General features: G+C 64.6%; 16 protein-coding genes. 11 read left to right on the plus strand and 5 right to left on the minus strand.

The genetic code is table 11. The annotated features are described in order from the left end of the window. Positions 1-4: 4 nt before the first annotated feature. From ACS5Q8_RS11220 to araH, 5 genes are read left to right on the plus strand one after another with little or no spacing between them, the layout of a single operon-like run. The gene (locus tag ACS5Q8_RS11220) at positions 5-1,585 is read left to right on the plus strand and encodes an aldehyde dehydrogenase (NADP(+)) (RefSeq protein WP_465160185.1); all 1,581 of its coding nucleotides are present in this window, start codon (positions 5-7) and stop codon (positions 1,583-1,585) included. 36 nt (positions 1,586-1,621) lie between these two features. Beyond that, positions 1,622-2,485, plus strand: a complete 864-nt coding sequence (locus ACS5Q8_RS11225; RefSeq protein ID WP_465160186.1) for an SMP-30/gluconolactonase/LRE family protein — start codon at positions 1,622-1,624, stop codon at positions 2,483-2,485. A 38-nt stretch (positions 2,486-2,523) separates the two neighbouring features. Then, positions 2,524-3,528, plus strand: coding sequence for a substrate-binding domain-containing protein (locus ACS5Q8_RS11230; RefSeq protein ID WP_465160187.1), 1,005 nt, complete (start codon positions 2,524-2,526; stop codon positions 3,526-3,528). Beyond that, positions 3,525-5,027 carry an L-arabinose ABC transporter ATP-binding protein AraG gene (gene araG / locus ACS5Q8_RS11235; protein ID WP_465160188.1) on the plus strand — a complete coding sequence of 501 codons (1,503 nt, stop codon included), beginning with the start codon at positions 3,525-3,527 and terminating at the stop codon, positions 5,025-5,027. The genes ACS5Q8_RS11230 and araG overlap by 4 nt, the downstream gene beginning before the upstream one ends. 9 nt (positions 5,028-5,036) lie before the next feature. Further along, entirely contained in the window at positions 5,037-6,005 is a 969-nt protein-coding gene (gene araH / locus ACS5Q8_RS11240) for an L-arabinose ABC transporter permease AraH (RefSeq protein WP_465160189.1), read from the plus strand. A 15-nt stretch (positions 6,006-6,020) separates the two neighbouring features. Here araH and ACS5Q8_RS11245 read toward each other — a convergent pair whose 3' ends face one another. Beyond that, entirely contained in the window at positions 6,021-6,809 is a 789-nt protein-coding gene (locus ACS5Q8_RS11245) for an AraC family transcriptional regulator (RefSeq protein WP_465160190.1), read from the minus strand. An 85-nt stretch (positions 6,810-6,894) separates the two neighbouring features. Between ACS5Q8_RS11245 and ACS5Q8_RS11250 the strand changes: the two genes are divergently transcribed. From ACS5Q8_RS11250 to aqpZ, 3 genes are all read left to right on the plus strand, one after another. Continuing rightward, complete coding sequence (locus ACS5Q8_RS11250) at positions 6,895-7,860, plus strand: bile acid:sodium symporter family protein (protein ID WP_465160191.1); 966 nt, start codon at positions 6,895-6,897, stop codon at positions 7,858-7,860. Between the two features lie 157 nt (positions 7,861-8,017). After that, a complete protein-coding gene (locus tag ACS5Q8_RS11255; RefSeq protein ID WP_426102479.1) occupies positions 8,018-9,202 on the plus strand; it encodes a sugar transporter in 1,185 nt (394 codons plus the stop codon). Positions 9,203-9,323: 121 nt separating this feature from the next. After that, a complete protein-coding gene (aqpZ, locus tag ACS5Q8_RS11260; protein ID WP_276193534.1) occupies positions 9,324-10,028 on the plus strand; it encodes an aquaporin Z in 705 nt (234 codons plus the stop codon). A gap of 104 nt (positions 10,029-10,132) precedes the next feature. Here aqpZ and ACS5Q8_RS11265 read toward each other — a convergent pair whose 3' ends face one another. Next, positions 10,133-10,675, minus strand: coding sequence for an acyl-CoA thioesterase (locus ACS5Q8_RS11265; protein ID WP_443694052.1), 543 nt, complete (start codon positions 10,673-10,675; stop codon positions 10,133-10,135). A 108-nt stretch (positions 10,676-10,783) separates the two neighbouring features. On the opposite strand from ACS5Q8_RS11265, the gene ACS5Q8_RS11270 reads away from it, so the two are divergent. Then, positions 10,784-11,743 carry a GlxA family transcriptional regulator gene (locus tag ACS5Q8_RS11270; RefSeq protein WP_465160192.1) on the plus strand — a complete coding sequence of 320 codons (960 nt, stop codon included), beginning with the start codon at positions 10,784-10,786 and terminating at the stop codon, positions 11,741-11,743. Between the two features lie 23 nt (positions 11,744-11,766). On the opposite strand, the gene ACS5Q8_RS11275 is transcribed toward ACS5Q8_RS11270, so the two are convergent. Further along, entirely contained in the window at positions 11,767-12,174 is a 408-nt protein-coding gene (locus ACS5Q8_RS11275; RefSeq protein ID WP_465160193.1) for a hypothetical protein, read from the minus strand. A gap of 199 nt (positions 12,175-12,373) precedes the next feature. After that, positions 12,374-13,096 carry a pirin family protein gene (locus ACS5Q8_RS11280; RefSeq protein ID WP_276193530.1) on the minus strand — a complete coding sequence of 241 codons (723 nt, stop codon included), beginning with the start codon at positions 13,094-13,096 and terminating at the stop codon, positions 12,374-12,376. 180 nt (positions 13,097-13,276) lie between these two features. Between ACS5Q8_RS11280 and ACS5Q8_RS11285 the strand changes: the two genes are divergently transcribed. Both ACS5Q8_RS11285 and ACS5Q8_RS11290 read left to right on the plus strand, forming a co-directional pair. Then, a complete protein-coding gene (locus ACS5Q8_RS11285) occupies positions 13,277-14,227 on the plus strand; it encodes a GlxA family transcriptional regulator (protein ID WP_465160194.1) in 951 nt (316 codons plus the stop codon). A 150-nt stretch (positions 14,228-14,377) separates the two neighbouring features. Continuing rightward, positions 14,378-15,829, plus strand: a complete 1,452-nt coding sequence (locus tag ACS5Q8_RS11290) for an ATP-binding protein (RefSeq protein ID WP_465160195.1) — start codon at positions 14,378-14,380, stop codon at positions 15,827-15,829. Here ACS5Q8_RS11290 and ACS5Q8_RS11295 read toward each other — a convergent pair. Continuing rightward, entirely contained in the window at positions 15,776-18,538 is a 2,763-nt protein-coding gene (locus ACS5Q8_RS11295) for an ATP-binding protein (protein ID WP_465160196.1), read from the minus strand. The genes ACS5Q8_RS11290 and ACS5Q8_RS11295 overlap by 54 nt on opposite strands. Positions 18,539-18,595 lie beyond the last annotated feature (57 nt).

The following is an 18,595-nucleotide window of genomic DNA, read 5'->3' on the forward strand; positions in this document are numbered from 1 at the left end:
CCACATGCCCCAGTTCCTTGGTCACAACTACATCGGCGGCCAGCGCAGCGCCAACGGCAGCCTCACGCTGCAGAGCATCGATGCAGCGACCGGCGACGCCTTGCCCCAGGATTTCTACCAGGCCACGCCGCAGGAAGTCGACGCTGCCGCCAAGGCTGCGGCGGCGGCTTACCCGGCGTACCGCGCCTTGAGTGCAGCGCGCCGCGCGCAGTTCCTTGACGCGATCGCCGATGAGCTGGATGCGCTGGGCGATGACTTCGTCGAGCTGGTCTGCCGTGAAACCGCGCTGCCCGCTGCCCGTATCAAAGGCGAGCGCGGGCGTACCAGCGGGCAGATGCGTCTGTTCGCGACGGTGTTGCGCCGTGGTGATTTCTATGGCGCGCGCATCGACAAGGCACTGCCGGATCGCCAGCCGCTGCCACGCCCGGACCTGCGCCAGTACCGCATCGGCCTGGGCCCCGTCGCCGTGTTTGGCGCGAGCAACTTCCCCCTGGCGTTTTCCACGGCGGGCGGGGATACCGCCGCCGCGCTGGCGGCCGGTTGCCCGGTGGTGTTCAAGGCCCACAGCGGGCATATGGCCACGGCCGAGTGCGTCGCCGATGCAATTATTCGCGCGGCCGAGGCCACCGAGATGCCGGCGGGCGTGTTCAACATGATTTTCGGCGGCGGCGTCGGTGAGGCGCTGGTCAAGCATCCGGCGATCCAGGCGGTCGGCTTTACCGGCTCGCTCAAGGGCGGGCGCGCCCTGTGCGACATGGCGGCGGCGCGTCCGCAGCCGATCCCGGTATTCGCCGAGATGTCGAGCATCAACCCGGTCATCGTGTTGCCCCAGGCCCTGCATGCGCGGGCCGAAACCGTGGCACGCGAGCTGACTGCCTCGGTGGTGCAAGGCTGCGGCCAGTTTTGTACCAATCCTGGCTTGGTGATCGGCATCGCGTCAGCGGCCTTCACCGCGTTCACTCAGCAGGTGGCCCAACTGATCGGTGATCAGCCGGCGCAGACCATGCTCAATGCCGGCACCTTGAGCAGCTATGGCAAGGGCCTGCAAACACTGCTGGCGCATCCCGGCATCCAGCACCTGGCGGGTCAGGCTCAAACCGGCAATCAGGCGCGGCCGCAGTTGTTCAAGGCCGATGTCAGCTTGCTGATCGACGGCGATGAAGTGCTGCAAGAGGAAGTGTTCGGCCCCACCACGGTGTTCGTCGAAGTCGCCGACCAGGCCCAGCTCAGCGCCGCCTTGCACGGCCTGCACGGCCAGCTCACGGCGACGATCATCGGCGAGCCGGCCGACCTGCAGCAGTTCGCCGAACTTACGCCGCTGCTGGAGCAGAAAGTCGGGCGTATCCTGCTCAACGGTTACCCGACCGGCGTGGAAGTGTGCGACGCAATGGTCCACGGCGGCCCGTACCCCGCGACGTCGGATGCGCGGGGTACCTCGGTCGGCAGCCTGGCCATCGACCGCTTCCTGCGCCCGGTGTGTTTCCAGAACTACCCGGACAGCCTGCTGCCCGACGCGTTGAAAAACGCCAACCCATTGCGTATCCAGCGCCTGGTGGATGGCACGCCGTCACGCGACGCGCTGTAACGCGCACCTGAGAACAACAACAATCCAGGAGGCTTCATGTCGTTTCACGCCGTCACCGCGCACCGTGCGCAACTGGGGGAGGGCCCGTTCTGGGACGTGCCCACCCAGGCCCTGTATTGGGTCGACATCGCCGGCAAACAGGCGCTGCGCCTGATGGACGGGCAATTGCAGGCCTGGCAGTTGCCGGAGCATGTCTCCGCGTTTATCCCGTGTGAAAGCGGCGATGCGCTGGTGACCTTGAGCAGCGGCGTGTATCGACTGAACCTCGCGACCGAAGCCTTGCGCCTGTTCTGCGTGGCCGACCCGCACGCGGGCAACCGGGGCAATGAAGCGCGCTGCGACGCCCAGGGTCGCCTGTGGCTGGGCACCATGCAGAACAACCTCGGCGAACACGGTGAAGACCTGCCCGTCACGCGTCGTTCCGGCGGGCTGTTTCGCGTTGATGCCGATGCGCGGGTCACGCCGTTGCTGCACGGCCTGGGCATTCCCAACACCTTGCTGTGGAGCGCGGACGGCGCCCAGGTGCATTTCGGCGACAGCCTGGACGGCACGCTGTATCGGCATGCGATCCAACCGAACGGCCAACTCGACCCTGCCCAAGTGTGGTTCGGCCCGCACGGGCGCGGCGGGCCGGACGGCTCGGCCATGGACAGCCAAGGCTATCTCTGGAACGCACGCTGGGACGGCAGTTGCCTGCTGCGCCTGACGCCGGAGGGTGAAGTGGATCGGATCATCGAACTGCCCGTCAGCCGCCCCACCAGTTGCGTGTTTGGCGGCCCCCACCTCACCACCCTGTACATCACCAGCGCCGCCAGCCCCCTCGATCACCCCCTGGATGGCGCGGTGCTTGCCATCGAGGTCGATGTGCCCGGTAAACCCTGTCACCGCTTTGCTGGCTGAACCCAAGACTTTAAAAACAACAACAAGGAGTCACCCGTATGAATCGTCGTCGTGGTTTGCGTTCCCTGTGCTGTGCCGCCGTCGCGGTCTCGGCCCTGAGCATGAGCGGCCTGTTGCTGGCCGCCGAAGAAGTGAAGATCGGCTTTTTGGTCAAACAAGCCGAAGAACCCTGGTTCCAGACCGAATGGGCCTTCGCCGAAAAAGCCGGCAAGGAACATGGTTTCACCGTGATCAAGATCGCCGTGCCCGACGGCGAGAAAACCCTCTCGGCGATCGACAGCCTGGCCGCCAACGGCGCCAAGGGTTTTGTGATCTGCCCGCCGGACGTGTCCCTCGGCCCGGCGATTGTCGCCAAGGCCAAGGCCAACGGCTTGAAAGTGATCGCCGTGGATGATCGCTTCGTCGACGCCAAGGGCAATTTCATGGAGGACGTGCCGTACCTGGGCATGGCCGCTTTTGAAGTCGGCCAGAAACAAGGTGCGGCGATGGCCGCCGAGGCGAAGAAACGCGGGTGGGACTGGAAGGACACCTACGCGGTGATCACCACTTTCAACGAACTCGACACCGGTAAAAAACGCACCGACGGCTCGATCAAATCCCTCGAAGAAGCGGGCATTCCCAAGGACCACATCCTCACCGCCGCGCTCAAGACCCTCGACGTGCCCGGCAGCATGGACGCCACCAACTCGGCCCTGGTCAAGCTGCCCAGCGGCGCGAAAAACCTGATCATCGGCGGCATGAACGACAACACCGTGCTCGGCGGCGTGCGCGCCACCGAAAGCGCCGGGTTTGCCGCCGCGAATGTGATCGGCATCGGCATCAATGGCACCGACGCCATCGGTGAATTGAAGAAAGCCAACAGTGGTTTCTTCGGCTCGATGCTGCCGAGCCCGCACATCGAGGGCTACAACACCGCGCTGATGATGTACGAATGGGTCACCAAAGGCACGGAACCGCCGAAGTACACCGCCATGGACGAAGTGACCCTGATCACCCGCGCCAACTTTCAGGAAGAACTGACCAAGATCGGGCTGTGGAAATGAGCGGCGCGGCCTTGCGTTTCAATGGCATCAGCAAGGAGTTTCCCGGTGTGAAAGCGCTGGCGCAGATCAGCTTTGAAGCGCGGCCGCACTCGGTACACGCGCTGATGGGCGAGAACGGCGCGGGCAAGTCGACGCTGCTGAAAATCCTCGGCGGCGCCTACATCCCGAGCAGCGGCAGCGTGCAGATCGGCGCGCAGACCATGGCCTTCAAATGCGCGGCCGACAGCATTGCCAGCGGCGTCGCGGTGATCCACCAGGAGTTGCATCTGGTGCCGGAAATGAGCGTCGCCGAAAACCTGTTCCTCGGGCATTTGCCGGCGCGCTTCGGCGTGGTCAACCGCCGGCGGCTGCGCGAGCAGGCGCTGGCCTGCCTCAAGGGCCTGGCCGATGAAATCGACCCGCAGGAGAAGCTCGGGCGGCTGTCCCTGGGCCAGCGCCAACTGGTGGAAATCGCCAAGGCGCTGTCCCGTGGCGCGCATGTGATCGCTTTCGACGAACCCACCAGCAGCCTGTCGGCCCGCGAGATCGACCGGCTGATGGCGATCATCACGCGCCTGCGCGACGAGGGCAAAGTGGTGCTGTACGTGTCCCACCGCATGGAAGAAGTGTTCCGCATCTGCGACGCGGTGACGGTGTTCAAGGACGGCCGCTACGTGCGCACCTTCGACGACATGAGCGCGCTGAGCCACGACCAACTGGTCACCTGCATGGTCGGCCGCGATATCCAGGACATCTACGACTACCGCCCGCGCGAGCACGGCGACGTGGCGCTCAAGGTCGACGGTTTGCTCGGCCCCGGCCTGCGCGAGCCGATCAGTTTTGACGTGCGCAAGGGCGAGATCCTTGGCCTGTTCGGCTTGGTCGGCGCCGGGCGCACCGAGCTGTTTCGCCTGCTCAGCGGCTTGCAGCGCGCCACGGCGGGGCAGTTGGAACTGTGCGGCGAAAGCCTGAACCTGCGTTCACCCCGCGACGCCATCGCCGCCGGCGTGCTGCTGTGCCCGGAGGACCGCAAGAAGGAGGGCATCATCCCGCTGTCCAGCGTGGCCGAGAACATCAACATCAGCGCGCGCGGCGCCCATTCCCGGTTTGGCTGGCTGCTGCGCGAGGGCTGGGAGCAGGGCAACGCCGGCCGGCAAATCAGCGCGATGAAGGTCAAGACCCCAAGCGCCGAGCAGAAAATCATGTACCTGTCCGGCGGCAATCAGCAGAAGGCCATTCTTGGCCGCTGGCTGTCGATGCCGATGAAGGTGCTGCTGCTGGACGAGCCGACGCGGGGCATCGACATCGGCGCCAAGTCGGAGATCTACCAGATCATCCATGACCTGGCGGCGAGCGGTATTGCGGTGATTGTGGTGTCCAGCGACCTGATGGAGGTGATGGGGATTTCTGACCGCATTCTGGTGCTGTGCGAAGGCACTTTGCGCGGCGAACAACGGCGCGAACACGCCACTGAATCCAACTTGCTGCAACTGGCCTTGCCGCGTGGCCTGGCGAACTGAGAGACGACTATGACGACCCAACACAACGCGTTGCCGACGGCACGCAAACCCTTGGATATGCGCGCGCTGCTCGACAACTGGGCGATGTTGCTCGCGGCGCTGGGGATTTTTCTGCTGTGTGCCTTGCTGATCGACAACTTCCTCTCGCCGCTGAATATGCGCGGGCTGGGCCTGGCGATTTCCACGGTGGGCATTGCCGCCTGCACCATGCTGTTCTGCCTGGCGTCGGGGCACTTCGACTTGTCGGTGGGCTCGGTGATCGCCTGCGCCGGCGTGGTCGCGGCAATTGTGATGCGCGACACCGACAGCGTCATGCTCGGCATCGGTGCGGCGCTGCTGATGGGCCTGATCGTCGGGCTGATCAACGGCATCGTCATCGCCAAGCTGCGGGTCAATGCGCTGATCACCACGTTGGCGACCATGCAAATCGTGCGCGGCCTGGCCTATATCTTTGCCGACGGCAAGGCGGTGGGCGTGTCCCAGGATCAGTTCTTCGTGTTCGGCAACGGCCAGCTATTGGGCGTGCCGGTGCCGATCCTGATCACCCTCGTCTGCTTCCTGTTCTTCGGCTGGCTGCTCAACTACACGACTTACGGGCGCAACACCATGGCCATCGGTGGCAACCCGGAAGCCGCGTTGTTGGCCGGGGTCAACGTGGACCGCACGAAAATCCTGATCTTTGCCGTGCATGGCCTGATCGGCGCGTTGGCCGGGGTGATCCTCGCGTCACGCATGACTTCCGGCCAGCCGATGATCGGCCAGGGCTTTGAGCTGACGGTGATTTCCGCCTGCGTGCTAGGCGGGGTGTCGCTCAGTGGCGGTATCGGCATGATCCGTCATGTGATCGCTGGGGTGCTGATTCTGGCGATCATCGAGAATGCGATGAACCTGAAGAACATCGACACCTTCTACCAGTATGTGATCCGCGGTTCGATCCTGCTGCTGGCGGTGGTGATCGACCGCATGAAGCAACGCTGAGCAGCTTCCTCTGCATTAGCGGAAGAACTCGCCGGGAGTGGCGTCGAATTGTTGGCGGAACGCGTTGATAAACGCCGACGTGGATTCATACCCACACGCCAACGCCACATCCGTCACCCGCTCGCCTTGCTCCAGGGCGGGCAGGGCGCTGAGCAGGCGCAAGCGCTGGCGCCAGGCGCGGAAGGTCAGCCCGGTGTCACGCAAAAACAGGCGGCTGAGGGTTTTCTCACTGACCGCCAGCTTGCGGCTCCAATCCCCCAGGGTGGTGGGTTGCTCCGGGTGCAGGTTCAAGCTGCGATAGATCTGCCGCAAGCGCGGGTCCAGGGGTAACGGCAGCATCAAATCGACCTGGGGCGCCGCCGCCAGTTGGTCCAGTATCACCTGGGCGAGCCTGCCGTCCGGTCCCGCTTCGGCATATTCCACCGGCAGTTCACTGAAGCGGCGGATCAACTCGCGCAACAAACTGCTCACCGCCAACACCTGGCAACGTTCGTCCGCCCACCCAGTGACGCTGCAATCCAGGTACAGGCTGCGCATCTCCGTGTGCGGCGAGCTGTAGACCCGATGGGGCATGCCCGCCGGAATCCACACCGCGCGCTGCGGCGGCGCGACGAAGCGGCCGACGCTGGTCTGGATCTCCAGCACCCCGGAAATCGCGTAGGACAACTGCACCCACGGGTGGCTGTGCCGGTGGGTCAGGGCGCGGTTGGGCAAGGATTCGGTGCGCCCGTACACTGGGCGTGGCAGGCTGGAAAGCCCGGGCACGCTGCGGCGGACGGTCTTGTCATGTCCTTTAGGCGGCATTTACTGGCTCATTGGCGTTAGTCGGTAATAAAGCGTTACGTTAGAGTCGTGATGACGCTCTTGGCAACCCCGGAAGATCCTGCTTATGACTCGCCCGCGCTTTCTGCCCGACAATTTCACCCTGACCCTGATCGCCACGGTGGTCCTCGCGTCCTTGCTGCCCGCCAGCGGCCAGACCGCCGTGGCCTTCGGCTGGGTGACCAACCTGGCCATCGCGCTGCTGTTTTTCCTGCACGGCGCCAAGCTGTCGCGCCAGGCCATCGTTGCCGGGGCCGGTCACTGGCGCCTGCACCTGCTGGTGTTCAGCCTGACCTTTGTGCTGTTCCCGCTGTTGGGCCTGGCGCTCAAGCCACTGTTGTCGCCGCTGATCGGCAACGACCTGTACATGGGCATGCTCTATCTGTGCGCGTTACCGGCCACGGTGCAGTCGGCGATTGCCTTTACGTCGCTGGCGCGCGGCAATATCCCGGCGGCGATTTGCAGCGCGGCGGCGTCGAGCCTGTTCGGGATCTTCCTCACGCCGTTGCTGGTGACGCTGCTGCTGAATGTCCACGGCGAGAGCGGTTCGACCGTCGACGCCATGCTGAAAATCAGCGTGCAACTGCTGCTGCCGTTCGTCGCCGGGCAGATCGCCCGCCGTTGGATCGGCGAGTGGGTCGGTCGCAACAAGGCCTGGCTGAAGTTCGTCGACCAGGGCTCGATCCTGCTGGTGGTCTACGGCGCGTTCAGCGAAGCGGTCATCCAAGGCATCTGGCAGCAGATTCCGCTGTGGGAACTGGGCGGCCTGGTGGTGGCCTGCTGCGTGTTGCTCGCCCTGGTGTTGGTGGCGTCCACGCTGCTGGGCAAGGCCTTCGGCTTTAATCAGGAGGACCGCATCACCATCTTGTTCTGCGGTTCGAAGAAAAGCCTGGCCACCGGAGTGCCGATGGCCCAGGTGCTGTTTGCCGGGGCGACCATGGGCGTGTTGATCCTGCCGTTGATGCTGTTTCACCAGATCCAGTTGATGGTGTGTGCGGCGTTGGCACAGCGTTATGCCCCATTCCGGAACTGATGGGGCAGGTCGACCCGTGAGGGGGCTACGCTGATCCTGCCGAGGGCGATTTACCCCGGATGAGCGTCAACAGCCGACCGGGAAACCTATAGAATGTTCGGCGGCGGCGCTTGTCCTGGGTGGCCGTTCGATCATCGTCAGAGTGCCTCGCCCTTCAATGAGCCTTTCAACCGCAACGCCCCGTGCCAACTGGCAACCGGTCATCGCCCTCGCGCTGGCCGCCTTTGTGTTCAATACCACTGAATTTGTGCCCGTTGGCCTGCTCAGCGCCATCGGCGCCAGCTTTGATATGCCGATCGCCAGCGTCGGCCTGATGCTCACGATCTATGCCTGGATCGTGTCGCTGACCTCGCTACCGGTGATGCTGCTGACGCGCAACATCGAACGGCGCAAGCTGCTGATCGTGTTGTTCGGCCTGTTCATCGCCAGTCACATCCTCTCCAGCGTCGCCAACAGCTTTGGCCTGCTGATGGTCAGCCGGATCGGCATCGCCTTATCCCACGCGTTGTTCTGGTCGATCACCGCGTCCCTCGCGGTACGCCTGGCGCCGGCCGGCAAACAAGTACAAGCCCTCGGCCTGCTGGCCACCGGCACGTCGCTGGCGATGGTGTTGGGCATTCCCCTTGGCCGCCTGCTCGGCGAAGCGATGGGCTGGCGCACCACGTTCCTGGTGATTGCGGCATTCGCTGCGGCCCTGGTGTTCTGGCTAGCGCGGACCTTACCGCTGTTGCCGAGCCAGAACTCCGGCTCCCTGCGCAGCTTGCCGCTGCTGTTCAAGCGCCCGGCACTGGTGGCGCTCTACGTGCTCACCGCCCTGGTGATCACCGCGCAATTCACCGCCTACAGCTACATCGAACCCTTTGTCGAACGTGTCGCCGGCCTGAGCGGTAATGTCGTGACCCTGTTCCTGCTGGTGTTCGGCGGTGCGGGCATCATCGGCTCGCTGTTGTTCAGCCTGGTACACCGGTTCAGCCCGCATCTGTTCGTGGTGGGCGCGGTGTTCCTGCTGGCCGCGTGCCTGGCACTGATGCTGCCGTTGAGCGGGGCCGAATCCTACCTCGTCGGCCTGAGCGTGTTTTGGGGCATGGCGATCATGGGCTTCGGCCTGGCCATGCAGTCCAAAGTCCTGGTGCTCGCGCCGGACGCCACCGACGTGGCCATGGCGATGTTCTCCGGTATCTACAACGTCGGTATCGGCGGCGGCGCGCTGATGGGCAGTTGGGTCGGCAGCCACTTCGGCTTCGCCTGGATCGGCGCGGCGGGCGGCGTGTTGGCGGCGCTGGCGTTGATCGGCTATTGCCTGGCGATCCGGCGGTTTGGGCAGGGTGTCGCGCGCGACTAAAACCAGACAAATCTTACAAGGCGCCTTGGCGCCTGTTGCTACCGTCACCCAGGACCTCCCACATCCTGTGGTGACGGCGATTGCCACGCCCTTCGAGCAGGGCCGTGGCGTTTGAAAAGCAATGGAGTTGATTGTGCAAAAGCGTTTGACCGCAGAGTTTGCAGGTACCTTCTGGTTGACGTTCGGCGGGTGTGGCAGTGCCATTCTGGCGGCGGCATTCCCGGAACTGGGGATCGGTTTTCTGGGGGTGTCCCTGGCGTTCGGGCTCACCGTACTGACCATGGCCTACGCGGTCGGCGGCGTCTCGGGCGGGCATTTCAACCCGGCGGTGACCATTGGCCTATGGGCCGGGCGCCGCATTCCCAGCGTCGATGTGCTGCCCTACATAGCCGCTCAGGTCGCGGGTGCGATTGTCGCCGCCGCCGCCCTGTTTGTGATTGCCAGCGGGCAGCCAGGCTTTGAAGTGGGTGGTTTTGCCGCCAACGGCTATGGCCCGCTGAGCCCCGGCCAGTTCGACATGAAGGCGGCGTTGCTGGCCGAACTGATCGCTACGTTCTTCTTTGTGCTGATCATCATGCGCGTGACTGCGCCGGGCGCGGTGGCTGGCTTTGCGCCCATCGCCATCGGCCTGGCGCTGACCTTGATTCACCTGATCCTGATCCCCGTCACCAACACTTCGGTCAACCCCGCGCGCAGCACCGGGCCGGCGTTGTTCGCTGGCGTCGAGTACCTGGCGCAACTCTGGGCGTTCTGGCTGGCGCCAATTGCCGGTGGGGTGTTGGGTGCGTTGGCGGCGCGTGGGTTGGAGGAGCGCAGCCCGGCTTGAATCGAGAAAGGGGGGGAATCAAGCGTATTCCCCCTGCTAACGGGGCCCGGCACGTAGCGAGAGACGACGCTGGCGCCCACTTGAAGACGCTGGCATCCGCCGGTTCACGCCTGTTCTTCGCCGCGCAACTGCACGCTCATCGCATCGCAACTCTGCGCCCAGTCGCTCAGCCACTGCGGCATGGGCGGCGAGGCTTCGTCCAACCCCAGCTCACGCACAAAATCCGCCGGGGGCAGGGTGCCCTTGGCTGAGCGGAACAGCCCGCGCATCACCACCACGCCGACCACCCGACCCTTGCTGACGAAACGGTGCTCCATCAGGCTCCACTTGTGGTCCCAGCCGAGCATGCGGGTGTGTACCTCGAACACCTCGAATAACTTGAGCTCGCGGCGAAACTTGCCCCAGGTATCGCCCACGATCGGCAGCGCCTTGTTGCGCAGAGCCACGCGAAACGCGCCGGTGCGCAAGACAAAATCCATCCGCGCAACGTCCGCCAGGGAAAAGTAGCGGCCATTGGTGACATGCCGGTTGATATCCAGGTCCAGCGGCCACACCCGCATGCGCACCACGGTGGTCGCCAGGCCATGGGCAGGTTTGCGCCAGGGGCGACGGCAGAGCATGTACAGCAATCGAAACCAGAGATTCATAGAGACGCCAAACAGTTAATCAGTGGCAGCACTGTAAGGGCGCCAAATCGGCTAAGGTAGGTGCGCAAATGACTTATTACATGCCAAAAGCGCAAAAAAGGTCCATGAATGCACATTACCTTGCTCCTGGCCGATCACTGTTCTACCGCCAGCGCCACCCTGGCCCTGGAAATGCTCAGCGCCGCCAACCTGTTTGCCGACAGCCCGCCCTTCGAGATCGTGGTCGCGTCCCTGGACGGCCAGGCCGTGAACGCCTGGGGCGGGCAGCGTCTGCAAGTGGACTGTTCGACTGCACAGATCGCGCAGACCGACCTGGTGTTGATCCCCGGCTTTCTCTTCACCTTAAAAGAGGCTTTGCCGACGTTTGCCGCCTTTGGCCCCTGGCTGCGCGAACAGCATGGGCGCGGCGCTGTGCTGGCTTCGATGTGTACTGCCGCCTTTGTGTTGGCTGAAGCCGGTGTACTGCAAGGTTTGCATGCCACCACTCACTGGGCCTTTGCCGAGCTTTTCCGGCGACGCTACGCGGACGTGATCCTCGATGACGCACAGATGCTCTGCGAAGAAAATCGCGTGATTACCGGTGGTGGTGCCAGTGCGGCGATGGACTTGATGCTCCACCTGATCCGCCGCTTCGGCTCGCCGGAACTGGCTCACACCTGTGGCAAATATCTACTGATCGACACGGTGCGCACGGTGCAGTCGGTGTACGCCATGTGGTCGTTGCCCAAGGGCCATGGCGACGCAGAGATACTGCGCGTGCAGCATTGGCTGGAGCAGCACTGCGCCCAGGCGCTGGTGATTGACGACGTGGCCCGGCGCTTTGGTTTTGGTGTGCGCAATTTCAAGCGGCGCTTCAAGGACGCCACCGGCTATACGCCGATCGCCTATGTGCAGACCCTGCGCCTGGAGCGCGCCAAGCAGATGCTGGAGTCGACGCGCATGACGCTCGAAAGCATCACCTACGCGGTGGGCTATGAAGACAGCAACTCGTTTCGGCGCCTGTTTCAGCAGCGGGTGGGGATGCTGCCGGCGGCGTATCGCAAGCGATTTCAAGTCAACAACCGATGAGCAGACGAAAAAAAACCGGCTGATCAGGCCGGTTTGGGGTGCTGCGCAAACAGCGCGGGGTCAGGCGTTGTTGCTGTGCAGGCGATCAGCGCCGCCTTCGGCCAGACCGCGTTCTTGCATGCGATCAGCACCGCCTTCGGCCAGACCGCGTTCTTGCAGGCGATCAGCACCGCCTTCGGCCAGACCGCGTTCTTGCAGGCGATCAGCACCGCCTTCGGCCAGACCGCGTTCTTGCAGGCGATCAGCACCGCCTTCGGCCAGACCGCGTTCTTGCAGGCGATCAGCACCGCCTTCGGCGACACGACGTTCCAACAGCCGTTCAGCACCACCTTCAGCGACACGGTTGCCTTGCAAGCGATCCGCACCGCCTTCGGCGACGCGATTTTCGTTGAGGCGATCAGCGCCCCCTTCAGCGACGACAGGGTGGGCAAAAGCGTTTGCTGCAAGTACCGAGAAAGCGAGGCTAAGCAAGAGTTGGCGTTTCATGAGAGTGTGCTCCGAGTGTTTGATTAGGGTGTTGCCTGGTATGGGTTTGATGTTACGCGTTGCCATTTTTAAGAGAACTTCATTGGGTTGATGGTGACTATCGATGCCAGCGATAGCCCGTGTGGGCGGGCTATCGCGCAGCGGTCACGGCATCTGCGGCAGTTCCAGGGGGCGCAGGTCAAACACCAGTACTTCGGCATCTTCACCGTGGCTCAGGTGGATCTGGCGCTCATCGCGCACGCGGGCACCGTCGCCTTCCTGCAGGCGCTGGCCGTTGATCTCGACGCTGCCACGGGCCACATGGATGTACGCGTGGCGGTCCGGCGCCACGTCCAGGCGTGCGCTTTCGTCGGCGTTGAACAGCCCGGCGTACACCCGTGCATCCTGACGCACGTGCAGGGAGCCGTCGGCGCCATCCGGCGCGATGATCAACTGCAAGCGGCCACGTTTCTGCGCTTCGCTGAAGTGCTCTTGCTGATAGCGCGGTTCTGCGCCGGCCACATTCGGCACGATCCAGATTTGCAGGAAGTGCACGCCACGGCTCTGGCTATGGTTGAACTCGCTGTGGGCTACGCCGCTGCCGGCGCTCATCAGTTGCACATCGCCGGGACGGATCACCGAACCGGTGCCCAGGGTGTCCTTGTGTTCCAGGGCACCTTCGAGCACATAGGAGAAAATCTCCATGTCGCGGTGCGGGTGCTGGCCGAAGCCACGGCCTGCCGCGACGCGGTCATCGTTGATCACCAGCAGGTCGGAAAAACCCTGTTCGGCGGGGTTCCAGTAGTTGGCGAATGAGAAGGTGTGGAACGACTTCAACCAACCGTGATTGGCGGCGCCGCGATCGGAGGCTTTGCGAAGGGTCAGCATGGTGGTGTCCTCAAGTCAGAGCGGGCTGCGAAATGCAGGGCGCTTGCGTTGAGAAGAAGGTTACTGGTTACTGAAATATTCATTAATAAGCTGATATCTGAATAACTGTCGCGCTGAAGTTGACAGTCTCAGGCGTGGCATAATGGCCGCTGCCTTCCTTCCTGATGGACGTCTCTCTCTATGAACACCGTGGCCATGGCGCTGTTTCCAGACTTTCTCCTGCTCGACATGGCCGGGCCGCTTGAAGTGTTTTCGATTGCCAACCGCTACCTGCCGGCGGCGCAGCACTATCAGATCCTGACCGTCGGCACCGAGCCCGGCCCGCTGCGTGCGTCCAATGGCGTGGTCGTCCAGCCCGACCTGCTGCTGGCCCAGGCGCACGAGGCCTATGACCTGCTGCTGGTGCCGGGTGGCCCCGGTGCCTATAACGAATGCCACCCCGACCTGTTGCCCTGGCTCAAGGCCGCCGCCCCGCGCGCGCGGCGCTTCGGCTCGATCTGCACCGGCGCCTTTGTGCTCGGGCATGCCGGGTTGCTCGACGGCCACCGCGTGACCACCCACTGGCATTACACCGAGCGGCTGATCAAGGCTTTCCCCCAGGCCATCGTCGAAACCGACCGCATCTACCTGCAGGACGGCCGCCTGATCACTTCGGGTGGGGTGACGGCGGGCATCGACCTGGCGCTGTCGGTCGTCGCCCAGGACCACGGCAAGCAGGTGGCGGTGGACGTGGCCAAAGTGCTGCTGGTGGTGATGAAACGCCAGGGCGGGCAGGCCCAGTTCAGCCCGATGACCGCCGCCGTGGCGCCCCAGGAAACCGCGATCACGCGGGTGCAGAACCAGGTGCTGGCGCATCTGGACCAGCCGTTCACCATCGAATCCATGGCGGCGCTGGCGGGCATGAGTGCGCGGCACTTTGCGCGGCTGTTCGCCAAAGAAGTGCAGATGACGCCCATGGCGTTCCTGCAGGGCGCGCGCATCGACCGCGCCCGGCACCTGCTGGAAACCACCGACCTGCCGCTCAAGACCGTGGCCTTTCACGCAGGCTTCGGCAGCGTGCGACATATGCGCTTTCTGTTCAGTGAAAAACTCGGCCTTAACCCCACCCAATACCGACAGCAGTTCAGTTAACGACAGGATGTCCGTCTCGCGCACCCGATTGTCCGTATCGCTCCCCGTGCCAGCATTGCCCTGTCACGGCGAGCTGGCAAGATAACGGCAGGCCCATGGAAGAAGGATGCGCAGGCGCCCAAGCTCGGGTGTTTCAGCGCTTTTACGCAGATGAACAACGACCATGCGATGCGCTTTGGCCCCTACACCTTTCACCGCCAGCAGCGCCTGGTCAGCAAGGCGGGTATGCCTGTGCCGTTGGGCGGGCGCGCGTTGGATATCCTGGCGGTGCTGCTCGAAGCGCCGGGGCAATTTGTCGGAAAAGACACCCTGATCGCCCGCGTCTGGCCGTGCAGCGTGGTGGAAGAGAACAACCTGCGGGTGCATATCGCCGCCCTGCGCCGTGCATTGGACGGCCGTCGCTACATTCTCAATGACCCCCAGCGCGGCTATTGCTGCGTCGCGCCGCTGCAGGATGCGGCCCGCCACGTGGCACTGCGGCACAACCTTGCGACCCGACTCAGCCCGTTGATCGGCCGCGACGAACTCTTGGGTGCGCTGGTCCGGCGCCTGTGCGGGCAACGCCTGATGACCTTGACCGGAGGCGCCGGTGTCGGCAAGAGCAGCCTGGCCCTGGCGTTGGCCGAGCGCGTGTTGCCGCGTTATCGCGACGGCGTGTGGTGGCTGGATCTGGCCAGCGTCGACGCGCCCACGGCAATCCTGCGCCACGTGGCCCAGACCCTTGGGCTCGAGGCGTGTGACAGTGCCTCGGCGTTATCCCGTCAATTGGCCTCGCGCCAGTTATTGCTGGTGCTCGATGGTGCCGACGTATTGCTCGGTGCCTGCCGTCATCTGGCGCGCGCGCTGCAGGCCAGCGCGCCCGGAGTGACGCTGTTGTTGAGCAGCCGCGAAGCCTTGCGGGTGCCCGGTGAATGGGTGCAGCGCGTGCCTCGACTGGCGCTGCCGATGCCGTCCGCCTGGGGCAGTGTCGAGCAGGCGATGGCCTACTCGGCGGTGCAGGTGTTCGTTGCGCGTGTACGCGCCAGTCAGCAAGGGTTTGCCCTGCGCTCCCAGGACTTGCCGGCGCTGCGCGATATCTGCCGCCGGCTCGACGGTATCCCTTTGGCCCTCGAACTGGCAGCAGCCCAAGTCGACGCCCTCGGCGTGCAGGGCTTGCAGGTGCAATTGCGCAGCAGCCTGCAGGTACTGGCGGGCGGTCGGCGCACGGCGGTGGAACGGCACCGATCCCTGGCGGCGGCCCTGGATTGGTCATACGAGCGCCTGAGCCTGCCGGAGCGCTGGCTGTTCCTGCAACTGGGGCTGTTCAAGATGGCGGTGAGCTTGCCCGCGCTGACTCAGTTGATCGCCGGCACCGAGTTGGCCCACGCCGATCTGGCTTACCTGCTGCGGCGACTGGTCGACACCTCGCTGCTGAGCGTGGAACCCGGTCTCGGTCCCGAGCGTTATCGCCTGCTCAACAGCGTGCGCAGCTACGCCCTGGCGCAACTGCGCGACCCGCTGCAGGTGGCGCGTTTGCAGCAAGGGTATGGGCATTATCTGGGCGCGTTTTCAGGCCGGCCGTTTGTCTTGCAACTCGTCGAGCAGGCGGCGCACGCCGATTAGGTCCTGGGTGGCGAACCCTTCGGTGAATCGCGCGTAGACCGCGTTCAGCAACTCGCGGGCCGCTTGCCGGCGGTCTTGGCGCTGCCACAGCCGCGCCAGTGCGGTCGCGCTGCGTAACTCCCAGGCCAGGGCACCTTGCTGGTGCGCCAGGCCCAACGCGTCGAGCAGCAGTGCTTCTGCCGCCTGGGGATCGTCGATGTGCTCGGCGCGCACCCGCAAAACTTCCGCAGTACACCAGCCGGCCGCGCCGTTTCTGGCGCGCTCGAACATCGCCGCGTCCACCGCGCGCGCGTTGAAGGTCACCAGGGTGTCTGCGACCAGGCCGAGCCCGTGCATGTCTTGCTCTGGCGCCGTGCCGGCGTAGTGTCGGGCCCAGGTGTGAAACAGCTGCACCGAGTGTTTTTGCGCTTGTTGCAACAACAGATCCAGCAGTGAATGCGCCGAGGTCGCGTCGCCGTTGTAGCGGGCAATGACCACCCCGGCCAGGGCCAGGGTGTAGCAGATCGAGGTGCCGTGGTTGATCTGCAGCGCCAGTTCCAGGGCCTGGTTCGCGGTGCGCCAGGCGCGCTCCGGGAAGCCCCGCAGCCACAGGATGCGGGCGAGGATCGTCAGTGAGGCCACGCTCTGGTCGTACTGCACGCCGAAGCCATGGGTGAACCGGTTCAGATGGCCGCTGTGGGCCATGCGCTGGATCACCTGTTCGCCATTGTGCTGGGCCATTGCCTGGTCACCTGCAAAGTGCTGGGCCAGTACCCGCAGGCGTTGGGCGCTGAGGTCGAGCAAGGGGGCGGCCTGGGGGCCGAGTTGATCGAAGTGCAGGCTTTGCGCAAGCGCCTGGCGATAGTTGCCGCAACACAGGTTGACCGCCATGTGGCCCGACACCGCACGCAACTGGCCGCTCAGGTCATTGTTCGCTTCGGCCAGGCGCCGCGCGCAGGCGAAGGCGTCAATGGTCTGCGGCGTACCGCCCTGGGTGTGATACGAAAAACTGCCCAGCGCCAGTTGCAACGCCATGTGCAAGTGCGGGTTAGGCGTCGGCGATTGCGCCAGCCGCGCGAGCGCCTTACCCACGTACAGCCCGTGCTCCCTCAACAGTGACAGCTCCTGCCACAACGGCATCGCGCTGACCGTCAGGCGAATCCCCAACAGGTGCGCACCCTGGTCGCCCAGGCCCCAATCCAGCGCGGTGCGGATGTCTTCGCGCAGGGGCGCATAGCGGTCGATCCAGGGCTGGGTCGCGGTCCGTTCCCAATCTTCCCGTGCCTGTTCCATCAAGGCCAGGCAGCGTGCGGCGTGGCGTTCGCGGGTGGTGTCGAGTTCAGCGGCCACGCTGAGCTTTTCCAGGGCGTAGGTGCGGGTGATGTCGAGCAGGCGGTAGACCATCTCTTCATCTCCGGGCTCGACATTGAGCAAGGACTTGGCCACCAGTTGGGTGATCGAACCCAGCACCTCGGCCGGTGCGATCTGCTCCCCGGCGATCACCGCCGCCGCGCTGGCCAGGCTGAAGCCGCCGCGAAACACCGCCAGGCGGCGCAGGCAGATCTGTTCGCAGGGCGAGAGCAGGTCGAAACTCCAGTCCAACGTGGCGCGCAAGGTCTGCTGGCGGGGCAGGGCGCTGCGGCGGCCACGGGTCAGCAGGCGAAAGTTGTCTTCCATCTGCACCAGCAGGCCTGGCAGGCCGAAGCGTTCGATCTGCGCCGCCACCAGCTCGATGGCCAGCGGGAGACCGTCGAGGCGCTGGCAGATATCAATCGCCAGCGGCAGTTCGGCTTCGCTGAGCGCGAAGCTGTCCTGATGGGACATGGCCCGTTCGATCAACAGTTGCAGGGCCGGATAGCCCAGGGCCTGGGCACGGTTGCCGGTGGCGGGCGGGCAGGCCAGCGGCTCCAGGCGCTGCACATATTCACCCTCGGCACGCAGTGCTTCACGGCTGGTGGTGAGGATGTGCAGGTCGGGCGCGTGGCGCAGCAGGGTTTCGCTGATCAGCGCGATGTCGTCGAGCAGGTGTTCGCAGTTGTCGATCACCAACAGCAACTGGCGCGCCTGCAGGCTGCGCGCCAGGGTGAGCAGCGGCGCGTGTTCGGCGGGTGTGAGGTCGAGCAGGGCGGCGAGGTTGGGCAGGATCATCGACGGCGTGCTGAGGGGCGCCAGGTCCAGCAGGCGAATACCGTCGCGGTAATGCCCGATCAACAATTCGGCGACGCGCAGCGCCACCGTGGTCTTGCCGATGCCCCCCGCGCCGGTCAGGGTGATAAAACGTTGTTGCGGCAATTGCTGCACCAGCGCATCGATCAGCGCCTGGCGGCCGATCATCCGCGTGCGGCGCAGCGGCAGGTTATGGGCCTGGCTTTGGGGAATGCCGTCGGCTGGAATCGTCATCGGTTCGATGCTCAGTGGCGCCACAAAACTGTAACCGCGCTGGGCCACGGTGACGATATAGCGCTGCCCGGCCTGGCCATCGCCGAGGGCCTTGCGCAACGCCGCCATATGCACCCGCAGGTTGCCGTCTTCGACCACGCTTGTGGGCCAGACCCGCGCGATCAGTTCCTGCTTGCTCACCACATTGCCGGCCTGTTCCAGCAGGATCAGCAGGATCTCCACCGCCCGCCGTCCCAGGCGCAGCGGCCGGCCCGCCTCCAGCACCAGGCGTTGACGCGGGTGGATCCGGTACGGGCCGAAGTGCACGGCCTGTTCGCTGAGGTCGCTCATGCCTGCGCATGCTCTGAGACAAGGGGCTGCCCAGCATATTCCACGCGTGCAGCGAGC

Source organism: Pseudomonas sp. PAMC25584, assembly GCF_058135675.1.